This is a genomic window from Micromonospora maris AB-18-032, assembly GCF_000204155.1.
Classification (GTDB): domain Bacteria; phylum Actinomycetota; class Actinomycetes; order Mycobacteriales; family Micromonosporaceae; genus Micromonospora; species Micromonospora gifhornensis.
The window spans coordinates 199,236-219,775 of record NC_015434.1 but is presented as its reverse complement, the minus strand read 5'-3'; the positions used below and the strand labels follow the sequence as shown (position 1 = coordinate 219,775).

Annotated in this window: 21 protein-coding genes; 14 read left to right on the top strand and 7 right to left on the bottom strand. The window is 71.1% G+C overall.

Features of this window, described 5'->3' with window-relative positions; all coding sequences use genetic code 11:
• Positions 1-13: 13 nt before the first annotated feature.
• From VAB18032_RS01085 to VAB18032_RS01035, 11 genes are read left to right on the top strand one after another with little or no spacing between them, the layout of a single operon-like run.
• Positions 14-934 (top strand): hypothetical protein, encoded by a 921-nt coding sequence (locus VAB18032_RS01085; protein WP_043722583.1) that lies wholly within the window; start codon positions 14-16, stop codon positions 932-934.
• Positions 931-1,593, top strand: coding sequence for an SAF domain-containing protein (locus VAB18032_RS01080; protein WP_013730911.1), 663 nt, complete (start codon positions 931-933; stop codon positions 1,591-1,593). The genes VAB18032_RS01085 and VAB18032_RS01080 overlap by 4 nt, the downstream gene beginning before the upstream one ends.
• A complete protein-coding gene (locus VAB18032_RS01075; protein ID WP_013730910.1) occupies positions 1,593-2,393 on the top strand; it encodes a CpaE/TadZ family protein in 801 nt (266 codons plus the stop codon). Before VAB18032_RS01080 ends, VAB18032_RS01075 begins: the two co-directional genes overlap by 1 nt.
• Positions 2,383-3,918, top strand: a complete 1,536-nt coding sequence (locus VAB18032_RS01070) for a TadA family conjugal transfer-associated ATPase (RefSeq protein ID WP_013730909.1) — start codon at positions 2,383-2,385, stop codon at positions 3,916-3,918. Before VAB18032_RS01075 ends, VAB18032_RS01070 begins: the two co-directional genes overlap by 11 nt.
• Positions 3,919-4,824, top strand: a complete 906-nt coding sequence (locus VAB18032_RS01065; RefSeq protein WP_013730908.1) for a type II secretion system F family protein — start codon at positions 3,919-3,921, stop codon at positions 4,822-4,824.
• Positions 4,821-5,684: a type II secretion system F family protein gene (locus tag VAB18032_RS01060; RefSeq protein ID WP_013730907.1), complete on the top strand. Its 864-nt coding sequence runs from the start codon at positions 4,821-4,823 to the stop codon at positions 5,682-5,684. Before VAB18032_RS01065 ends, VAB18032_RS01060 begins: the two co-directional genes overlap by 4 nt.
• Positions 5,685-5,714: 30 nt before the next feature.
• Positions 5,715-5,909, top strand: coding sequence for a hypothetical protein (locus tag VAB18032_RS01055; RefSeq protein WP_013730906.1), 195 nt, complete (start codon positions 5,715-5,717; stop codon positions 5,907-5,909).
• A gap of 2 nt (positions 5,910-5,911) precedes the next feature.
• Entirely contained in the window at positions 5,912-6,355 is a 444-nt protein-coding gene (locus VAB18032_RS01050; protein WP_050814516.1) for a TadE/TadG family type IV pilus assembly protein, read from the top strand.
• Complete coding sequence (locus VAB18032_RS01045; protein WP_013730904.1) at positions 6,340-6,807, top strand: TadE/TadG family type IV pilus assembly protein; 468 nt, start codon at positions 6,340-6,342, stop codon at positions 6,805-6,807. The genes VAB18032_RS01050 and VAB18032_RS01045 overlap by 16 nt, the downstream gene beginning before the upstream one ends.
• On the top strand, positions 6,804-7,229 hold the full coding sequence (locus VAB18032_RS01040; RefSeq protein ID WP_013730903.1) for a pilus assembly protein TadG-related protein: 426 nt from the start codon (positions 6,804-6,806) through the stop codon (positions 7,227-7,229). The genes VAB18032_RS01045 and VAB18032_RS01040 overlap by 4 nt, the downstream gene beginning before the upstream one ends.
• Before the next feature lie 16 nt (positions 7,230-7,245).
• A complete protein-coding gene (locus VAB18032_RS01035; protein ID WP_013730902.1) occupies positions 7,246-8,445 on the top strand; it encodes a LysM peptidoglycan-binding domain-containing protein in 1,200 nt (399 codons plus the stop codon).
• Between the two features lie 25 nt (positions 8,446-8,470).
• Here VAB18032_RS01035 and VAB18032_RS01030 read toward each other — a convergent pair whose 3' ends face one another.
• Positions 8,471-9,322, bottom strand: a complete 852-nt coding sequence (locus VAB18032_RS01030; RefSeq protein ID WP_043719279.1) for a Rieske (2Fe-2S) protein — start codon at positions 9,320-9,322, stop codon at positions 8,471-8,473.
• Positions 9,323-9,609: 287 nt separating this feature from the next.
• On the opposite strand from VAB18032_RS01030, the gene VAB18032_RS01025 reads away from it, so the two are divergent.
• A complete protein-coding gene (locus tag VAB18032_RS01025) occupies positions 9,610-10,404 on the top strand; it encodes a hypothetical protein (RefSeq protein WP_043719276.1) in 795 nt (264 codons plus the stop codon).
• A gap of 22 nt (positions 10,405-10,426) precedes the next feature.
• Here the strand turns inward: VAB18032_RS01025 and VAB18032_RS01020 are convergent, their stop codons facing one another.
• From VAB18032_RS01020 to VAB18032_RS00995, 6 genes are all read right to left on the bottom strand, one after another.
• Positions 10,427-11,476 carry a C40 family peptidase gene (locus tag VAB18032_RS01020; protein WP_013730899.1) on the bottom strand — a complete coding sequence of 350 codons (1,050 nt, stop codon included), beginning with the start codon at positions 11,474-11,476 and terminating at the stop codon, positions 10,427-10,429.
• A 25-nt stretch (positions 11,477-11,501) separates the two neighbouring features.
• Entirely contained in the window at positions 11,502-11,987 is a 486-nt protein-coding gene (locus tag VAB18032_RS01015) for a poly-gamma-glutamate biosynthesis protein PgsC/CapC (protein ID WP_013730898.1), read from the bottom strand.
• A complete protein-coding gene (gene pgsB / locus VAB18032_RS01010) occupies positions 11,984-13,261 on the bottom strand; it encodes a poly-gamma-glutamate synthase PgsB (RefSeq protein WP_013730897.1) in 1,278 nt (425 codons plus the stop codon). The genes VAB18032_RS01015 and pgsB overlap by 4 nt, the downstream gene beginning before the upstream one ends.
• A gap of 1 nt (position 13,262) precedes the next feature.
• Positions 13,263-15,464: a HAMP domain-containing protein gene (locus VAB18032_RS01005; protein ID WP_013730896.1), complete on the bottom strand. Its 2,202-nt coding sequence runs from the start codon at positions 15,462-15,464 to the stop codon at positions 13,263-13,265.
• Positions 15,465-15,588: 124 nt separating this feature from the next.
• Complete coding sequence (locus tag VAB18032_RS01000; RefSeq protein ID WP_232510642.1) at positions 15,589-16,809, bottom strand: CapA family protein; 1,221 nt, start codon at positions 16,807-16,809, stop codon at positions 15,589-15,591.
• A 73-nt stretch (positions 16,810-16,882) separates the two neighbouring features.
• Entirely contained in the window at positions 16,883-17,794 is a 912-nt protein-coding gene (locus tag VAB18032_RS00995) for a phytoene/squalene synthase family protein (RefSeq protein WP_013730894.1), read from the bottom strand.
• A gap of 63 nt (positions 17,795-17,857) precedes the next feature.
• On the opposite strand from VAB18032_RS00995, the gene VAB18032_RS00990 reads away from it, so the two are divergent.
• The gene (locus VAB18032_RS00990; protein ID WP_043719270.1) at positions 17,858-19,012 is read left to right on the top strand and encodes a polyprenyl synthetase family protein; all 1,155 of its coding nucleotides are present in this window, start codon (positions 17,858-17,860) and stop codon (positions 19,010-19,012) included.
• Complete coding sequence (gene crtI / locus VAB18032_RS00985; RefSeq protein WP_013730892.1) at positions 19,012-20,514, top strand: phytoene desaturase family protein; 1,503 nt, start codon at positions 19,012-19,014, stop codon at positions 20,512-20,514. Before VAB18032_RS00990 ends, crtI begins: the two co-directional genes overlap by 1 nt.
• Positions 20,515-20,540: the final 26 nt, after the last annotated feature.

Genomic DNA, 20,540 nt, shown 5'->3' with positions numbered 1-20,540 from the left:
GGTCGATCCGCGCCTGCTGCGCCGGACGGCCGTCCGCCGTCTGCTGCTCGGCACAGCGCTGGCGCTGCTGCTGGTCACCGGTCCGGCGGTGCCGGCCGGTGCCGCCGACCCCGGTGCCGAGTGCCCGCCGGCCCAGCCCAACTGCAACGTCTGGGACGACGACCCGGGCACCCCCGGTGGTGGGGGCAACGGCGGTGACAACGGCGGCGACAACGGCGGTGGCGGTGGCGGCAGCAGCGTCTGCCGGTGGAAGGGGCAGACCGTCCCCTGCTACCGCGAGGGCATGGGCTGGTTCAACAGCCAGGACGGCTGCTACTACCGACTTTCCGAGCCACAACTGGAGGCACCCCCGGGGTGGCAGTGGTACACGCTCACCTGTGACGCCGTGTCCCTGGGCAGCGTGCGTAACGAGCTGCTGGAAGGGCCGCCGCCGGGCTTCGGTGCTCCGCCGGATCCGGAGGAACTGGCCCGCCGGGCGTTCGCCTCGATCACCCTGCTGGCCCCCCGAGCGGCGGTCGCACCCCGCAAGGACATCGGCCCCGGTCTGGTCGGGCTGCCGGTCTGGATGTGGGCCAGCCGAGGCGCCACCTACTTCGGCCCGCAGAGCGCCTCCGCCTCCGACCGGGGCCTGACCGTCACCATCCAGGCCGAGGTCGACGAGATCGTTTGGGACATGGGCAACGGCCACCGGGTCGTCTGCGACGGCCCCGGCACCGCGTACGACCGGCGGGGTCAACACGCCGGGAAGCGCTCCCCCGACTGCGGCTACCACAACGGCTACAGCAAGGCCGGCACGTACCGGGTGCAGGCGACGACGCACTGGAGCGTCACCTGGACCAGCAGCAGCGGCGCGACCGGGAGCATCGGTGGCGTCACCCGCACCACCGGCCCGGTGCAAATCCAGATCAACGAGCTTCAGGTGGTGACCCGATGAGCGTGGCGACCCGCAACGGCCCTTCTCCGGTGGACGCGCCGGTCGCCCCACCCAAGGTGGTCCGGCAACGCCGGGTCCGCCCCGGGCTGCTCGGGCTGGCCGTACTGCTGATCGCCCTCGGTGGGCTGGGCTCGGCGTTCGCGGTCACCTCGGTGCGGGCGACCGGCAGTTACCTGGCGGTCGCCCGGACGGTCGAGGTGGGCAGCGTGGTCAGCGCCAGCGACCTGGTCTCGGTGCAGGTGGCCGGCGGGCAGGGCCTCGACCCGGTGCCGGCCGGACGGCTCGCCGACGTGGTAGGCATGCGCGCCGCCGTCTCGCTCGCTCCCGGGACGTTGCTGACCATGGCGCAGCTCACCGACCAACCCCTGCTCGGCCCGGGGCAGCAACAGATCGCCCTGGGATTGCGTACGGCCCAGGTGCCGGCCCCCAAGCTTCGCCCGGGCGACCAGGTTCTGCTGGTCAGCACCCCTCGCGACGACAGCAGCAGCGGCTCGTCCTCCGGCGTGACCCGGTTCACCGCGACCGTCACCGACGCGGTCAGCACCGACGGCCGCGACGAGGTCGTGGTCTACCTGGCCCTGGCCGTACGGGACGTGCCGGCCGTGGTGGCGATGGCGGCGCAGGACCGGATCGCGGTCGTGCTCACCAAGGCGGCCTGATGGCGATCATCGCGCTGGTCTCGGCCAAGGGCTCGCCGGGGGTGACCACCACCGCGCTGGCCTGCGCGCTGAGCTGGCACCGTCGGGTGGTCCTCGCCGAATGCGATCCGGCCGGCGGTTCGATCCTCGCCGGCTACCTGGGCGGCGCGCTGGACGGCCCACGGGGCCTGGGGGAACTGGCCGTCGGGGAACTGCGCGACGGCAACCTGGACACCGCGTTCTGGTCGCAGCTGGTCGACCTGGACGCGCCGCGCCGGGAACGCCTGCTGCTGCCCGGCGTCGTCGACCCGGCCCAGGCCGGCAGTGTCATCCCGCTGTGGCAGCGGTTCGCGGACTTCTTCACCGGGCTGGAACGCGGCGACCCGCCGTACGACGTGATCGTCGATTGTGGACGGCTGCACGTGGTCGGCACGCCGTGGCCGCTGTTGCGGGCCGCGTCGGTGGTGCTGGTGGTGACCCGGGCGCAACTGCCCGACCTGTCCGGCACCCGCGCCATGCTCAAGACGCTCGAACGGGACTTCGCCGAGCATCGGGTGGAGCCCGGCACGCTGCGCCTGCTGCTGGTCGGCGACGGCCACGGCAAGGGCGAGATCAGCAAGGCCCTTCAGCTGCCGGTGATCGCCCGGCTGCCGCACGATCCGCGTACCGCCGGGGTGTTGAGCCTGGGCGGCACGGTGCGCGCCGGACGGCCGCTGCTGCGCGCGGCCCGCGAACTGGAGGTGCCGGTCGGCGCCCTGCTGGACCGGCGGCGAGCCCGCCTGGCCTGGCCGGTCTCGCAGGGGGTGCCCGATGCGCTTTGAGCCGGTCTCCTCGGATCCCCGGCGGCAGCCGCCCGGCGCCACCTCCACCGCGCCGCCGCTGCCCGTGGCCAACGGTCGGCACTACGCGTCCATGCCGGTGCCGGTGTCGGCCGCGCCGACGGCAGCCGAACCGCCACCCCGGCCACGGGTGGACTTCCAGGTGGTACGGGAACTGCGCCGCCAGTTGAGCGAGCAACTCACCCGGTGGCAGCGGGGTCGGGAGTTCAGCGTCGACGAGGAGGACACCGAGCGGGCCCGGCTCGCGGTGCTTCTGGTCGCCGAGTACGCCGACTCGGTACGCCGGGCCGGCACCCCGATGGCCGCCGGTGAGGAACGGCTGCTGCTCGACCAGGTCACCGCCGAACTGGCCGGCCTCGGTCGACTGCAGACCCTGCTCGTCGACGACACCATCGAGGAGGTCCACATCCTCGGCTGCGACCAGGTGCGGATCACCCGGCACGGCGGTGGCGTCGACTGGGTCGAGCCGATCGCCGACAGCGACGACGAGTTGGTGGAGATCCTCCAGGCGGCGGCGCGCCGGGCCGGTGCCACCGAACGATCGCTGTCCACCTCGAAGCCGACCCTGGATCTGCAACTGCCCGACGGCAGCCGGTTGGCGGCGGTGTTCCTGGTCAGCCACCGCCCGTACGCGGTGATCCGCAAGCACAACACCCTCGACGTGACCCTCGACGACCTCGCCGGCACCCGCGGCGACCTGGACGAGATGATCGACCCGCTGCTGCGCGACTTCCTCCGCGCGTCGATGCGCGCCGGGCTGAACATCATGGTCGCCGGGCTGGCCGGTGCCGGTAAGACCACAGTCATCCGGGCGTTGATGAGCGAGATTCCGCCCGACGAGCCGTACGTGCTGCTGGAGGAGAGCCGGGAGTTGCTGCCGGCCCGCCGGACCGACCGGCATCGGGCGGTGATGAGCTTCGAGGCCCGCGAAGGACATGGCGAACGCGGGCCCGACGGTCGACCGGCCGGTGAGATCAGCATCGCCGACCTGATCCCGGTGTCGCTGCGGATGGGCGTCCTGCGGATCATCGTCGGTGAGGTGCGATCCCGTGAGATCGTGCCGATGCTCCAGGCGATGACCACCAGCCGGGGCTCGATGTGCACAATCCACGCCCGTACCCCGGGCGGGGTCAGCGAACGGATCATCGAGTTGGCGTTGGCCCACGGCCGGGAGATGACAGTCGACCAGGCCCGCCGGATGGCCGGCAACGCGCTCGACCTGATCGTCTACGTCACCGTCGAGGACGAGACCGGCATCGGCGGGCGCAAGCACCGGTTCGTCTCGCACGTCGAGGAGGTGATCGGTGTCGGTGACAGCAACCGGATCACCACCACCAAGGTGTTCGCGCCCGGCCCGGACGGCCGCGCGGTGCCCCGACACCTACCCGAACGGGTCCGGGACCAGTTGCTGCGGGTGGGCTACGACGCGCGACTGCTGAGCCGCTGGATCGAGGCCGGGCAGGGTGCCTGGCGCCGCCCCAAGCAGACCCGACTCGGTCGGCGGTGAGTGGTGCTCGACAACATCGAACTTCTCGCCGTGGTCTCCGGGGCGGCCTGCGTGGCCGGGCTGGTGTTGACGGTCGTCGCACTGGTAGGCACCCGCCGCCCGCCCGGCCCGGCACCGGGCGCCGGCCCCGGAATCAGCCGGCTGTGGCGCGGCTCCGGCACCACCGTCCGTGAACAGCAGGCCCACCAGGCGCTGCTGATCGGCGCGGTGGTCGCGGGCGCGTTGGCCTTCCTGCTGACCGGGCTGCCGGTGGTCGGCCTGCTGGTCGCGGTCGCGGTACCGGGCACCCCGTGGCTGTTCTCGGTCGGCCGAGCCGAACAGCGGGCCATCGCCCGGATCGAGGCCGTCGGCGAGTGGACCCGCCGACTCAAGGACGTCTCCGCCACCGGGCAGGGGCTCCAGCAGGCGATCATCGGCACCGTCGGCACCGCGCCCGAGGAGATCCAGGACGAGGTACGGCTGCTCGCCGCCCGACTCCAGGCCGGTTGGCTGGCCCGATCCGCCCTGCTGGCCTTCGCCGACGAGATCGGCGACCCGGTCTGCGACCAGGTGGTGGCGGCGCTCATCCTGCACCTGACCGACCGGGGTGAGCGGCTCGGCGACGTGCTCGGCTCGATCGCCTCGGCGGCGGCGGCCGAGGTCACCACCCGGCGGGAGATCGAGGCCAAACGCACCCAGCCCCGGTTCGCGGTCCGGTTCCTCACCGGCATGACCCTGGCCACCATCGCGTACGGGCTGTTCAACGCCGAGTACGTGCAGCCGTACGGCACGCCGTTCGGTCAGCTGGTGATGGCGCTGCTCGGTGCCGCCTTCGTCGGCCTGCTGGCCTGGGTGCGCTCGATGAGCCAACCACCGCGACCGGCCCGCTTCCTGCCCGCCCCCGACCCCGAGGAGGCGGTGGCGTGAACCTGCACCTCTTCATCGCCGTGGTCGCCGGGGCAGCGGTCGGGCTGGGCGTGTTCCTGGTGGTACGCGAACTGGTGCCGGCCACCCCCGCGCTCGGCCCGGCGTTGCGCCGGCTGCATCCGCCGGCCGGAGTCGCCCGGCCGAGTCCCGCCGACCGTCAACTGGAGTGGCTCACCGGTCTGGCCCGCTGGCTGCGCCCACCGCACCGACAGCTCGCCCTGCTCGACCGCACCCCCGAGCAGTACACGCTCTCCCTGCTGCTCTCGGCGCTGATCGGCCTCGCCGCGCCGGCCCTGCTCAGCTTCGCGCTGTTCGCCGTCGGCATCTCGCTGCCGCTTGTCGTACCGGTGCTGGGCAGCCTCGGTCTGGCGGCGCTCTGTGCCCTGGTGGCGCATCGGGCGGTGGTGACCCGCGCCGAGGCCGCCCGGGAGGAATTCCGCCAGGCGGTCTGCACCTACCTGGACCTGGTGGCGTTGCAGCTCTCCGCCGCGCACGGGCCGGTGCAGTCGCTGGAGCGGGCGGCGGCGATCTGCGATGGCTGGGTCTTCGAGCGGATCTCCGAGGCGCTGCGGATGGCCCAGATGCAGATGCACTCCCCCTGGGACGAGTTGCGTGACCTCGCCGATCGGATCGGCATCCCCGAGCTGGGCGATGTCGGCGCGATCATGCAGTCCTCCGGCAGCGAGGGCGCCCAGGTGCACGAGACACTGCGCAGCCGCGCCGACTCGCTACGCGACCAGATCCGCACCGACAACCTGGCTCGGGCCGAGGGGGTGACCAGTCGGCTCGACATCCCCGGCGCGCTGCTGGTCTTCGTCCTGCTCGGCTTCGCCATCTATCCGTTCCTGGCCCGCCTCTAGGCCAACCCCCGTCAGCAAAGGAGCAGTTCGATGTCCGTCCTCACCTACCTGCACGCCGCGCTACGCGCGCGGCTGGCCGAACTGGCCGGCGATCGCGGCGACAGCCCGGTGCCCACCGCCGTGATCATCTTTGGTCTGGTGACGGTGGCCCTCGCGGTTACCGCCGCCGCCCTTCTCGCCGCCGAGAACTGGATGGACGCCATCCCCGGCCCGCCGGCCAACTGACGATGCGCCGTTTTCGGTTCGAGAGGTGGTGCCGGTGGGCCGTGGCGCACCGGCACCACCGGCTACCCGGCGACGGTGAACGGGGTGGCAACCCGGTCGAGTTGGCCGTGACGCTGCCGGCGATCCTGCTGTTGCTCTTCGCCTCGATCCAGGTCGCCGCGGTCTTCGTGGCCCGCTCGACCGCGCTCAACGCCGCGCAGAGCGGCGTCAACGCCCAACGGCTGCACGAGGCCGCACCGAACGCCGGCGCCGAGCGGGCGACGAAGTTCCTCAACCAGGCGGGCGACTGGCTGGTCGGCTGGAAGAACCCGGGGCCCGACTGCGTCACCACGGCCACCGACGTGACCTGCACGGTGACCGGTCGCGCCCTGTCGGTCGTACCGGGCGTCACCTTCTCCGTCCGGCAGACCGCGCACGGAACGGTGGAACGATGGACCGCACCATGAGCCGGGGCTCGGTCTCGATCGAGGTGGCCGTGCTGGCACCGGCCTTCGTGGCGCTGATGGTGCTGGCCGGGGTCGCCGGTCGTACCGCGGTGGCCAATGAGGCGCTGGAGGCCGCCGCCCACGACGCCGCCCGCGCGGCCTCGATCTCCCGGGACGCCACCACCGCCCGCCGGGAGGCCCGGGAAGCGGCCCGGCAGCAGCTCGACTGGCGCGGCGTGGCCTGCACCCGCGCCCCACAGATCACCTTCCGGGGTACGGTCGACGGCCGCTCCACCACCTTCAACGCGGCGTTCCGCAGCCGCGTCGGGCAGGACGCCTCAGTCACCGTGGAACTCGCCTGCACGGTGTCCTACCAGGACATCAGGCTTCCCGTGTTGAAGAACATGCCGGCGGGCAGCCGGATCACCGCCTCGTTCACCTCGCCGCTGGACCGCTACCGGAGTCGAGGATGACCGCCGGCCGGGGTGACGCCGGGCGGGTGAGCATCTTCCTCGCCATCGCCCTCGTCGGGGTGCTCGCCATCATCGGCATGGCGTTCGACGGTGCAGGGCAACTGCGTACCCTCCAGCGGGCCGAGAACCTGGCCGCCGAGGCGGCACGGGCGGGCGGGCAGGCCATCGATCTGGCCACCGCCATCGAGGGCGGGCCCAAACAGATCAACCGGCGGCAGGCGCGTCGCGCCGTCGCGGACTACCTCGCCGCCGCCGGGGCCAGCGGCCACACCGTCAGCTTCCCGGTGGTCGACGGCGAGACCCAGATCCGGGTACGCGTCTCGGTCACCTACCGCCGGGCCATGCTCGGCCTCTTCGGCTTCTCCAACACCGTCACCGTCTCCGGTGAGGCGACCGCGCGGCCGCTGACCGGGCTCCCCTGAGAGAAGGAAGGTCGTCATGGCCGCATCGGGTGGTACCGCCGTACGGCGGCTCGGTCGCATCCTGACCGGCTTCGGTGCGCTCGTCGTGCTGCTCGGCCTGCTGGTGGGCGGGCCGATCGCACTGCTGGCCTTCGCCGGCAACCCGCTGCCCGACCACGTACCGACACTGGCGGAGATCGGCACCACCCTCACCAGCCGCGACGACGGCCAGTTGTTCCTGCGGGCGCTGGCCCTGGTCGGCTGGTTCGGGTGGGCGACCTTCGCCATCTCGGTGCTCGTGGAGTTGGGCGCACAGGCGCTGCGCCGACCGGCACCCCGGCTGCCCGGGATGGGCCGGCAGCAGCGGGCCGCCGCCGCCCTGGTCGGCTCGGTCGCGCTGATCCTCGTCGCCAGCCCGGCCGCCGCCGCCACCGCCGCGTACACCTCCGGGCCGTACACCGCGCCCACCACAACCGTCGCGTACACGTCGCCGGCCGGCTCGACCACCATGGGTTCGCAGGCGACAGTACGGACGGACCTCGATGCTCCGGTCTACCAGGTCGCCAAGGGCGACTACCTCGGCAAGGTCGCCGACCGGTACCTGGACGATTTCGACGACTACCGCACACTGGCTGCCCTCAACGGACTCCGCAACCCCGACCAGATCCGCCCCGGCCAACTGATCACACTCCCGACCGAGGCCAAGGACCAGGGCGTACGGGCACACGCCACCGGCCGGCTGGTGACACCGAACCGACCCTCGCCCGCACCGGCCGCCCCGGACAGCGGCGCAGGAACGCCCACCCCGACGAAGCCGGACGGATCAGGACCGGGTGGATCGGGGCCGGGCGGGACGGGGCCGGGTGGGGCCACGCAGGACGGGGCGACGCGGGGTGGCGCCTCCGGTCAGCCGGGTGGGAGCACCTCGCAGCCGGGATCGGCGACACCCGCGCCCGCCGCGCCCGAGGATCGACAGCCGACCGCGCCACGCGACAAGGTTTCCGACGACCGCCCGCCGGTGGTGACGGTGGGCGCGGCCCGCGCCGGCGATCCCGACCGGGTGAACCGTCCGTTGGCCATCTCCGCCGTACTGGCCGTGGCCAGCATCGTCGGCGCACAGATCGGTGCCGTCCTGGGGTTGCGCCGACGACCCGTGACCACCTCGGCCAGCACCTGGCAGCACCGGCGCAGCAGCGCACCCCGCGAACTTCCGACCGGCCGACACCGCAAGGACTGACGACGCCTGCCGCCGTACCAGGCGGTCAGGGCAGGCGTGCCTCAAGCTTGCCGTTCACCACGCGGGTGGGCAGGATCTGCTGGTCGTTCGAGGACGGACCGTGCACCACCTCGCCGCCGTTGAGGCGGAAGGTGCTGCCGTGCCAGGGGCAGACCACGCAGGCGTGGCCGTCGATCTCGCGTACCTCGCCCTCGCCGAGCGGCCCACTCTGGTGGGGGCAGCGCTCCAGCATCACGGTCACGTCGTCGCCGTGCCGGTAGAGGATCACCGACACCTCGTCGACCTTGCGGGTGACCAGTTCCCGCTGGGGCAGGCTGTCCATCTCGGCGATCGCATGCCACCCGTCGCTGATCAGGTGCAGGTCGGAGACGCTCACGTTCACCTGGGCACCCTGCTTGTACGCCAGATGCCCACCGATGTACGCCCCCGCACTCGCCGCACTGAGGCCGAGGAAGCCGAGCGTACGGCCGAGGCCGTGGCGACCCGACAGCCGCGCGGCCAGCGAGCCCCCGTACAACACCAGGGCCACGCTGTTCGACGCGGCGTGCACCAGGCCGACCCGGCGCTGGTCACGGGCCAGGGCCGCCCAGTCGTTGAGCCCCGCCACCGCGGACGGCACGGCGCTGGCGGTGCCCACCGCGATCAGCGCGGTGGCCGCCCGCCGCTGACCCGGCAGCAGATCCAGTACCGCCGCACTCATCCAGGAACCGACCGTGACCTGCACCATCGCAGGGTGCAGCGGATGCCCCAGCCAGACCCCGTGCAGCAGATCCCGGACCCGCTGCCCCCGCAGGGTGCCCTGCACCGCGCGCTGCAACCGATCACCGAACCGGTCAAGCCGGGAATTCTGCTCAATCTTCGTCAATAGCTCTCGCACAACTACCGACTTCCCACCCCACGCCCCCCCAAACCGCCCCCCGCCCCCCAATCTCCCCGTCGATCTTGCACTTCCGGTCGCCTATATGACGCCTCCAACCCGATTTGTCCAGGCAGAGGGTGCAAGATCGGCGAGGAGGGTGGGGGTGGGTTAGCCTGCTTCGGGTGGGGAAGCGGGCGGGGGGCGTGAGGGCTAGGCGACGGGCGGTGCTGGCTGCTGCTACGGGGGTCGGGCTGTTCGGCGGGGGGTGTGGTCCTGGCCCCTCATCAGCCGCCATCGAGTTGGATGTGGCGGGGCTTGTTGATGAGTTGACCGGGGCGTTGTCGGCTGTGGGGCCGTACCGTGATCCGGATTCGGCGGAACGCCGTACGGCTGCGCGGGCGGCTCGGGCGCTGGTGGCGGGGGGCGACGAGACGGAGGATGCCGATCGGCTCTTCGCTGAACTGGGGTTTCAGGCTCGGCACGGGATCGATTCGGCTACCGGTCGGGAGTGCAGCAGCTACCTGGCCACCGGTTCCGACAGGCGGACCTGGGGCGCGGTGCTCGTCGACCGGTCCGCCACCGCGCGCACGGTGATCGAGGTGCCGCACCCCGGGTTCGACATCAACACCGAGAAGATCGGGCTGGCGTTGCACCGCCGGCTTCCCGGCAGTGTGCTCCTTGTCGCCGGGGCGCACCGGCAGGCCGCCGCCGGCGCCGCCGACGTGGCGCACAACAACCGTTCGCTGTTCCACAGTCTGGCCGTGGCGTTCGCCGAGGCCGGCCTCGACGAGATCCAGCTGCACGGCTTCGCCGACCGCAACCTGCCGTCCTCGGACGTCGTCGTGTCGACCGGTGCGGCACCGACGAACCGGCTGGCCCGCCGGATCGCCGACAGTCTCTCCGAGCTTGGTCTGCGCACCTGCCGGTCCTGGGTACGCCGCTGCGGCCAACTGGAAGGACGCACCAACCAGCAGGGACGCGCCGCCGCCGAGGCCGGGACCGTCTTCGTGCACCTGGAGTTGAACTGGTCGATCCGCAGCGACTCGACCATCGGCGACCGGGTGGTGGCGGCCCTGGCGGAGCGGCTCGCCGAGGGCTGACCCCGACGAGCCGCCGCGAAGCTCACACTCGGCGGGCGGTCCGGAACCGCAGCGCCCAGTAGCCGGTGCCGTCGAGGATCGACTCGCCGCCCAGGTCACCCATCGTGGGCCCGTTGGCGGTGGTACGGCTGGAGATGAAGCGGTGGTGACCACGGTCATCGACACCGAGGTAGATGCCCATGTGCTCGATGTTCGCGCCCTGGATCGGGCCGGCGTTGAAGAAGAGCATGTCGCCCGGGAGCAGGCGGTCCAGCTCGCGGGCCCGCTTGCCGGTGTTCGGCATGAGCTGGGTGCCCGGTCCGACCGAGGCCATCGCGGTGGCCCGGCGGGGCAGCCCCGGACCGGCGTTGTTGGTGCCGAGCAGCGGATAGCCGGCCCGGTAGCCGTACACCATCCGGACGAAGCCCGAGCAGTCCAGGCTGAGGAAGTGCGACGGGCTGGGCTTCTCCTCCTTGTCCGGGAAGCTCCACGAGATGCCCAGGTAGTCGTAGAAGTCGGAGTTCTCCGCCCGGCCGTCCGGGTCGATGTCCGACAGGGGGCCGAAGGCGGCATCCCCGGAGTACTGCCGGCCCTGCCGGTCCCGCTTGGGCTGGCCCAGGTAGGTGTACTCCATCGCCAGGGCGAGGATGTCCGCCGACCGGTCCTTACGCGCCTTGGCGAACCAGTCGATGAACCACTTCTCCTCCTCCGCCCCGGCCCGCCACTGTCGGGGGGCCAGCCGTACCCAGAACTCGGAGTGCAGCTTGGCCTTGGTGAACCGAGGCTCGGCGAAGGTCCGCTTCTTGCCGATCAGATGGACCGTACGGGAACCGTCGGTCATGATCGCGATGGTCTTGCCCTTGTCGTCGAGCACCTGCGTGCGGTCCGGGGCGGTGAGCCGGATGTAGCGCAGGCCGCTGGCCGCCGCCGGGGTGGCGGCCTGTGCGGCCTGCGGACCGAGACTCAGTTCGAGCGGAGCCGGTACGGAGTGCCGGACGGCGACATAGGTGAAGGTGCCGCCACCGACCAGCAGGGTGAAGGCGGCGATCACCATCAGTGCCGCCTGGCTGCGGGAGTAGGTCCGGTAATTCATGTCCCGTCACCTCTTCGATGGATGATCAGGTGACCGGCACGAAGCCGGCCACGATGCCGCTCACCGCGACACCGTAGGTGATGGCGGTGACCATGATGGTGGCCAGCACGGTGGCCTTCGGCGGCTGCCGGACGAGTTGGTAGGCGATCAGTCCCGGCGCGACGAAGCCCAGGGTCTGGTGGGCGAAGAGCAACGGCAGGTCGCGTTGGACGATGATGAACAGCGTCATCTGAAGGAAGACGCTGAGCAGCACGATCGCGGCGAACAGTCGCTTGCCGTAGAGGATCACCATGCGCTGCATCAGGCGGGTCAGGCCGTAGGTGACCACGGTCATCACCACGATCACCCCGGCCTGGAGCGGGTCCTCGATCAGCGCCAACGCGATCCAGCCGGGCGTGATCATCCCGCCCGGGGACAGGTTGGTGGTCAGGTAACACAGCAACGCGAAGACCAGGCCGATGCCCAGGCAGGCGGTCGCGAGCTGAGCACTCAGCTCTCCCCCGAAAATCATCGCCGGATCCCTCCCAGGAAAACGGTCTCGGCGTCCACGTCGAACCCGGGCGTGCTCGGCGTACGCAACATCGATTCGGCGCGGTCACGGCCGCGCGGCTCCCAGCTCGGCAGGGCGGCCAGTTCGTGCAGCAGCACCTCACCCTGGCCGTGGATGTTGCCGACCGCGATCACCGAGCCGTCCGGGGCGGTGGCGGCCATCACCTCGGCGACCAGCCGTTCGGGGGGCAGCTTGCCGCCCAGGTCGACCACCCGGCTCTGCAGGTCCGCCGGAACGTTGACCCGGGCGCTGCGGGTCATCTCGCCGATCAGCACGATCTGCTGGGGCTGTACGCGGCCGGCCAGCGTACCCATCTGCCCGTTGCGTTCCACCCGGTCCGGACGGCAGTTGATCACCATGGTCAACGGTCGGTTGATCAACTGCTGCTGCTCCAACTGCTGGATGTTCATGAAGGTCGACTCGGGGTCGTTGGCAGCGAAGATGTTGGCGAAGCGCACCCGCTTCTCCTGGTACAGCACCCGGGCCACGGAGAGCACCCCGGGATCGGGCGGTGCCGCCCACATCCCGGCCAACGCGCTCCGCCGGTCGACCCCCAGTTCCGCAGCGACGGCGAGCGCGATCGCCACATTCTCCTTGAAGGTGATCCAGCCGAAGCCCGCCATCTCCTGATCGGTCACCGACTCCGGGTCGACCGAGATCAGCCGGCAGTTCCGCTTGGCCGCCTCCTGTTCCAGGATGGCCAACCGGTCCTTCTCGGCGGTGATACAGATGCCACCCTCAGGCATGGAACGGCTCAGTGACCGGGCCACGTCGTCGAGGGTGGGCCCCATCTCGGCCAGATGGTCCTCGCGGACGTTGCACAGCACCCCGATGTTCGACCGGATCAACTTGCTCTGGTTGATCTCCTGAAGCGCAGGCATGACCGCCATGCACTCGATGACCAGGGCATCCGGGTGGTATACCGCCGCTCGCCGGACGATCCCGATCTGCTCCACCACGTTGGCGATGCCGAACTTGCGGTGCACCGGCTCCTCGCTGGCGTCGGGGAAGATGAACCGGGCGGCGGTGCCGGTGGTCTTGGCCACCACGACCTTGTTCCCACCGCGCAGGGCACCAGCGCACAGCCGGGTGATGGAACTCTTGCCCCGGATGCCGTTGACCAGCACCCGGTGCGGGATGGTGTTCAGGTTGCGGTAGTGGTTCCGCTGCTCGATCACGCCCGCCACGACCAGGGCGAGACAGCACAGGCTGTAGACGGTGTACAGGTAGAACATGTCAGCCCTTCGTCCCCCGACCGGTGCCCGCCGCCGAACGCACCCGCGGCAGGACGGTGGTGCGGTCGGCACCGGCACCCCGCAACCGCAAGGCCCCGCCGAATCGCGCCGAGCCGGTGTGCCGGACCTGACGGCAGATCTCCAGACACATCGCGATCGCACCGATGTCGTCGTGCCGTTGCGGCGGCACCGGAAGCTCGACGTTGCCCTCGCTCATCCGGTCGGCGACATTCGCCAACCGACGCAGGGGCCGGACGAAGATGTAGAGCTGCCACACGTGGGTCAGCAGGACGACCCCGACGGCCGCGCCGGCCATCAGCAGGGTCCAGCGCTGCTCGATCAGCTCCGGCAGCCGCAGCCCGGAGGTGTCCTGCTCGATCACGACCGCCCACTCCAGGTGGGCCACCGTCCCGGGTGCGGACAGACCGGCGGCGGCGACCAGCGCGGGCTTGCCGTCGGCGGTACGTGACCGGCCGACCGTCCCACCCGGCAGCGCCTCCACCGCGGCCTCCCGGACCAGGTCACCCTGCAAGGGTTGGAACGCCTGGAAGCCCTCGGAATCCAGCACGGTGCGTAGCTCGGCGTCGACCACGTAGGTACGCCCGCTGACCCGGCGCACCAGGCCCAGCAGGCGGTCCGGGTCGAACTCGCCGACGATCGAGTAGCCGTCGGCCATCTGGTTGTAGGCGTACACGACAGGTAGGCGCTGCACCGTCCGGTCCAGGTGAATGCCGATCTCGCCGGGCAGCGGCTCGACGGTACGCAGCGGACGTCGGCCCGCACCGGCCAGCACCTTGCCGTCCCGATCCACCAGGTAGAGCGCCCGCAACCGGTCGTCGGTGTCGAGTTCGCGGTCGAGTCGCCTGCCGGCCTGCTCCAGATCCTGCACGTTGAAGCCGTAGGAGGTCCGCGAGACCGTGACCAGTCCACCGTCGAGGAGGTTGCCGAGCGCGCTGCTGGCCTCCTCGGCACGGTTCTCCTCGTCGCGCATCAGCTGCACCGGAACGGTCGGGGCCGGAGCCCGCAGTCCGAGCACGACGACCGCCGCCGGCCAGAGCAGGGCGATGACGAGCGCGACGCTGAGCCCCTGCAGCACCGTCGGGCGCCAGCGCCGGTCGGTGGGGAACTGCTCACCGGAGGTGAGGGCCAGCGCGCGGGCGATCCGGTGCGCCTCCCGGATGCGCAGCTTCGGCCGCCGGGCGGTGATGGCGCCACAGGCATCGGCCTTGGCCTGGCTGAGCAGCACACGTACGGGCAGGAACAACGACCTGCGCATGATCCAGAAGCTGAGCAGGCCGACGGCCAGCAGGCTGAGTCCCAGCAGCAGGCCCTTGCGCAGCGACGTTCCGGTGCTCACCTCGGTGGTGAGCAGGGAGACGATCACCAGGCCGGAGCTGCCCACCGGGGCGGAGGAGACCAGCAGTCGCCGGTCCGACCATTCCTTGACGACGACCTGCCGGCTCTGCCGGGAGCCGGCATCGACCAGTCCTTCGAAGATCGCCGGCAGGTGGGCCGCCTCGACCGCGTTGGCCCCCTGCATCAGGCTGATCGTGCCGTCGGGGGTCAGGGCGTGGATGCCGTGTCCGGCGTCCGGGTTGAGTCGCAGGTTCCGCATGGTGAGCGGCTGCGTGGCCAGGACGACCCGGGTCTCGTCCAGCGCGATCCCGTACACCATGAGGGGCCCGTCGGCGTTGGTCACCGCCAGGGTGGAGCCGATCGGCAGCTCCGCGGGAAGCAGGTCCAGTGGCAGCTCCGCGCCCTTGGCGGCGATCACCTGCCGGGTTCCGGCGTCCATGATCAATACGCCGCTGATGTTGCGTCCCCCGCTGATCAGGCGGTTCAGCAGTTCGGCGTCGGAGGTCTCACCGCGGGTCTGCACCATCCGGGTCAGTTCCTCGCGTCGGGCGGCGGCGTCCAGCCGGATGCTGGAGGCGAGCTTGGCGACGATGTCCCGCTGTGAGTCGACCACGGCCGGCAGCGCGCCGTGCTGGGCGTTCACCGCGAAGCCGAGGACGGCCGCGACGACGACGAACATCGTCGCCAGGAGGTAGACCAGCGACGGGGCGTTGGTCCCCGCCGGGAAGGCCGCCGCCGGCAACTGCTGTTCCAGAGCACGGCGTCGCCATGCCACCAGTTGCGCCTGGTCGTTGACCGAACCGTCTATCGGCTGCTGTGGCGCACCTTGGGCCGAACCGCTTCGCACCTGAGGACAACCTTCCGGGGGTGGCCAGGCTGCCGTGAAGACCTGTCCGCCCAGCTCATCGCCAGGCAGGGACGCCAGGCCGGGCAGATGCTAGCAAGGCTCACGTTCATCCAAGGTCCTGCGGCTACGGTCGGGAGCCTGGTCGAGCCCCCCGGACGATCAACCCCTCCGTGTCGGCACCCCTGGTCAACAAGCTGCCCTCGATCCGGTCGACCGCCGCCTCGTAGATCATGCGCCGGCCCGGGGGCAGGGCAACATCGGCCAGTTTCCGCTCAAGATCAACCAAACGGATATCCGGATTCAGATCAACGAAGGTGGGGACGGCCTCCATGGCCACCACCTTCCACCGGTTCGTATCGCCCGCCGGGCCGAACACCGCCCGGACCATCACCCCGTCCCGGTTGGTGTTCACGGGCTGGGCGTGCCGGGCGATGTGGTTGCCCATGCCGTAGACGATCCAGGTGTCCCCGATCCGCTCGACCGGCTGCACCACGTGCGCGTGGTGACCGAAGACCAGGTCCACATCGTCGATCTCGGCCACCTCGCGCGCCCACGTCTGCTGGTCGACGTCGGGCTCGTGCTCGTACTCGGTGCCCCAGTGCAGGCTGACCAGGACGATCTCCGCGCCGGACTGTCGGGCAGCAGCGGCCTCGCGCCGGATGGCCTGCGGGTCGATGAGATTCGACACCCACTCCTTGCCGGCGGGCGGACGCAGACCGTTGTAGCTCTTGGTGTAGCTGAGGTGCCCGACCTTGACACCCTTGACCTCGTAGATCTTGGCGGCACCGGCTCCCCGCTTGGTGCGGTAGCTGCCGGTATGACCGAGGCCGGCCTCGTCGAGGGCGTCCAGCGTGCGTTTGACCCCCTCCATCCCCTGGTCGATGGTGTGGTTCGAGGCGGTCGAGCAGCCGTCGTACCCGGCGGCCTTGATGCCCTGCACGATCTCCCGGGGCACGCTGAACTTGGGGAAGCCGATGTACGGCCCGCCCGGCGGCGCCACGGGGGTCTCCAGGTGGCACAGGGCCAGGTCGGCCGCAGAGACGGTCTCGCGTACGTGCTCCAGCATCGGCCCGAAGTCCAGGTTGCCGGCGCCGTCCCGGCGGGCCTGGTCCCACAGTTCCGGGTGCACGAGGATGTCGCCGGAGCCGATCACCGAGATCGTCCGACCGGAGACCTTCGCCGCGGCGGCGACCGGACGGGGCGTGCCGATCGGCGCAGGTTCCTCGGAGGACCAGGGTCCGAACACGTAGATGGCACCCGCGGCGACCGTCAGCGCCGTCACCGAACCCAGGATCGCCCGAAGCGGTCCGGACAACCCGCCGCTGGACTGAGAGCTTCTCGACACTGCGACAGGCTAAACCTCCGGCCCGGCCCACTGATCCCACCCGGGCACCGGTGCCGGTCGACCCACACCTGGATCAGCGAGGCGGAGGACCAGGTAGGGCTACCGGAGCGCCGGTCGGGGCGAGCAGGGCACGGGCCGCCACGGTCATCCGGCGTCGCTGCGGCACGGTGGCCCGCTTGGCGAACACGTCGTAGTCCTGCGCGGCCACCTCGTCGAGGATGCCGCCGTAGAGCAGGTACGCGGTACGGATGCAGGACTGTGAGCCGGCGTCCAGCAGGACCACGCCGGGCGCGGCGGCAGCGTAGTGCGCCTGAGCTCGGGTGACCTCGTACCGGATCAACTCCCGGACCGGCTCGGTGGCCCGGCCGGCGGCCCGGCAGGCCAGCAGATCGTCCCGGGTCACGCCGAACTCGGCCAGATCCTCGTCCGGCAGGTACGTCCGGCCCCGGTCGAGGTCCTCGGCCACGTCCCGGATGAAGTTGGTGAGCTGGAACGCGAAGCCGAGCTGGCGGGCGGGCTCCCGGGCGGCCAGCAGGTTCGAGCTGCCCAGGATCGGCAGCATCATGGTGCCGATGACGGCCGCCGACCCCTCCATGTAGTCCAGCAGGTGCTCGTAGGTGCGGTAGGACGTGACGGTCAGGTCCATCGCCATGCTCTTGAGGAACGAGGCGAAGTCCTCCCGGTCGAGGTCGAAGACGGCGATGGTGTGCAGCACCGCCGGCAGCAGTGGGTCGTCGACCGGCTCGCCGTGCAGCCCGGCCACGAACCGTCCACCCCAGTCGTCGAGCAGCGCGGCCCGTTCGGCCGACGGCAGCGCCTCGGTGCGGTCCACGATCTCGTCGGCGTAGCGGGTGAATCCATACAGGGCATGGACGTGTCGGCGTTTCCATGCGGGCAGCAGGCGGGTAGCGAGATAGTAGGTGCGTCCGTGCTGTCTGTGCAGGTCACGACACCGTTCGTAAGCGGCGGCGAGATCCGGATCCATTCGCCCTCCTCATAATCGACGCACCAATCGACGCAACATGAACCCTAGGGTACGCTCAGCGGCATGGCCAACGACCGACTAACGGGTAACCTCCTTCGCGTGTTGCCTGAACAGCCGGTCGGTGGAGATGAACCGATTCCGGCCGTCCTCGCGGCGTACACCCGGGATCTCGTCACCGCGGTCGAGCAGACCCTCGCCGAATTCCTCGACGCCGAAGTCGACGCACTGGCCACGATCGATCCAGCCATGGGCGGATTCGCCGCCACGGCCCGCGACTGCGTCCTCGCCGGCGGCAAACGGGTCCGCCCGACCTTCGGCTACTGGGGTTGGCGCGGCGCGGCCAGCGGCGACGAGCCGCTGCACCGGGTGCTGCCCGCACTGGCCACCTTGGAACTGCTGCACACCTTCGCTCTGGTCCACGACGACGTGATGGACCACTCGGCGACCCGCCGGGGTCGGCCGACCGCCCACGTGGCCATGGCCGCTCAACATGCCGCCGCGGGGCGCTGCGGCGACTCCGGCCGGTTCGGCGAGGCGGTCGCGGTGCTGATCGGGGACCTCTGCCTGGTCTGGGCCGACCAGTTGCTGGCCCGGGCCGCGCTGCCGGCGAGCCGCCTGCTCGACGTACGCCGTGGCTACGACCGGATGCGGGTGGAGACGATCGCCGGGCAGTACCTCGACATCCTCGGCGAGGCCGACCCGGAGAACTGGTCGGTCGACCGGGCGCTGCGGGTCGCCCGTTACAAGACCGCCAGCTACACCGTCCAGCGCCCGTTGCTGTTCGGGGCGAGCCTGGCCGGTGTGGACGGCGGTACGCCGCTGACCGACGCGTACACCCGCTACGGCCTCGCCGTCGGCGAAGCCTTCCAGCTCCGCGACGACCTGCTCGGGGTGTACGGCGATCCGACCGCCACCGGCAAGCCGGCCGGCGACGACCTGCGCACCGGCAAGCCGACTGCGCTGCTCATGCTGGCCCGCGAGCTGGCCTCGCCGGCCCAGCGGCAGGCGTTGGACGGCACCGGCTCGCTGCCAGGCGAGCCGGAGGTGGCTCGCCTGGCCGAGATCGTGTTCGACACCGGCGCGGTCGACCGGATCGAGCGGATGATCGACGAACGGGTCCAGCAGGCACTGGACGCGCTCGCCACCGTCAGGATCGACGAGACCGCCCGCACCGCACTGTTCGGCCTCGCCAGCGCGGCCACCGACCGGAGGTCATGATGGGCGCACGATCGTCAACGGCGCGAACGGTCGCCGGGCGTACGGACCGGGTGGTGGTCGTCGGGGCGGGCCTCGGCGGTCTGGCCTGTGCCCTGCACCTGGCCGGCAGCGGACGGCAGGTGACCCTGCTGGAACGCGAGCCGGTGCCGGGTGGGCGGGCCGGGCGGCTCAGCGTCGACGGCTACGAGTTCGACACCGGCCCGACCGTGCTCACCATGCCCGACCTGATCGCCGAAGCGCTCGGCGCGGTCGGCGAGGAGCTGACCGACTGGCTCGACCTGGTTCCCCTCGATCCGGCTTACCGGGCCTACTACCCGGACGGGTCGACGCTTGACGTGATCACCGACACCGCCCGGATGGCGGCAGAGATCTCCCGGGTCTGCGGCCCCCGGGAGGCCGACGGCTACCTGCGGTTCGTCGACTTCGCGCGCAACCTGTGGCGGCTGGAGCGGGCCGACTTCATCGAACGCAACTTCGACGCGCCCACCGATCTGCTCACCGGCAACCTGCTCAAGCTGATGGCCACCGGCGCCTTCCGCCGACTGCAGACCAAGATCGACCAGTTCTTCCGCGACCCCCGTACCCGGCGGATCTTCTCCTTCCAGGCGATGTACGCCGGTCTGGCGCCGCACGACGCGTTGGCCATCTACGCCGTGATCGCGTACCTCGACTCGGTGGCCGGGGTCTTCTTCCCGCGCGGCGGCATCCACGCGGTCTCCCGCGCGCTGGCCGGGGCCGCGGAGAAGCACGGCGTACGCATCCGGTACGGCACCACGGTGACCCGGGTGGAGACCGCGAACGGCCGCGCCACCGGGGTGGTGACCGCCGACGGCGAGTTCGTTCCGGCGGATGCGGTGGTGCTCAACCCCGATCTGCCGGTGGCCTACCAAGACCTGCTCCCACCGGCCCGCCAGCGCCGGCTGGCCTACTCGCCGTCCTGCGTCGTGCTGCACGTCGGCTCGACCCAGGGGTACGGGCGGATCGCTCACCACAACATCCATTTCGGCCGTGCCTGGAAGGGCACCTTCGACGAGGTCATCCGGCGCGGCGAGCTGATGACCGACCCGTCCCTGCTGGTCACCAACCCGAGTCGGACGGACCCGGCGGTGGCGCCCGCCGGACGGCACACCTACTACGTGCTCGCGCCCGTGCCCAACCTCGACCGGGCCCCGTTCGACTGGCGCGGCGACCTCACCGCCCACTACACCGACGAGCTGATCCTCACCCTTGAGCAACGCGGCTACGTCGGCTTCGGCGCGGGCGTCGAGGTGCTCCAGGCGATCACTCCGGCGGACTGGGCGGAACAGGGCATGGCGGCGGGCACGCCGTTCGCCGCCGCGCACAGCCTGTTCCAGACCGGCCCGTTCCGGCCGGCGAACCTGCACCGGTCGCTGTCCAACGTGGTGTTCGTCGGCTCGGGTACGCAGCCCGGCGTCGGAGTGCCTATGGTGCTCATCTCCGGCAAGCTCGCGGCGAGCCGGATCACCGGAGCGAGCCGGTGACGCCACGCGGCGCAACGCAGCCGAGC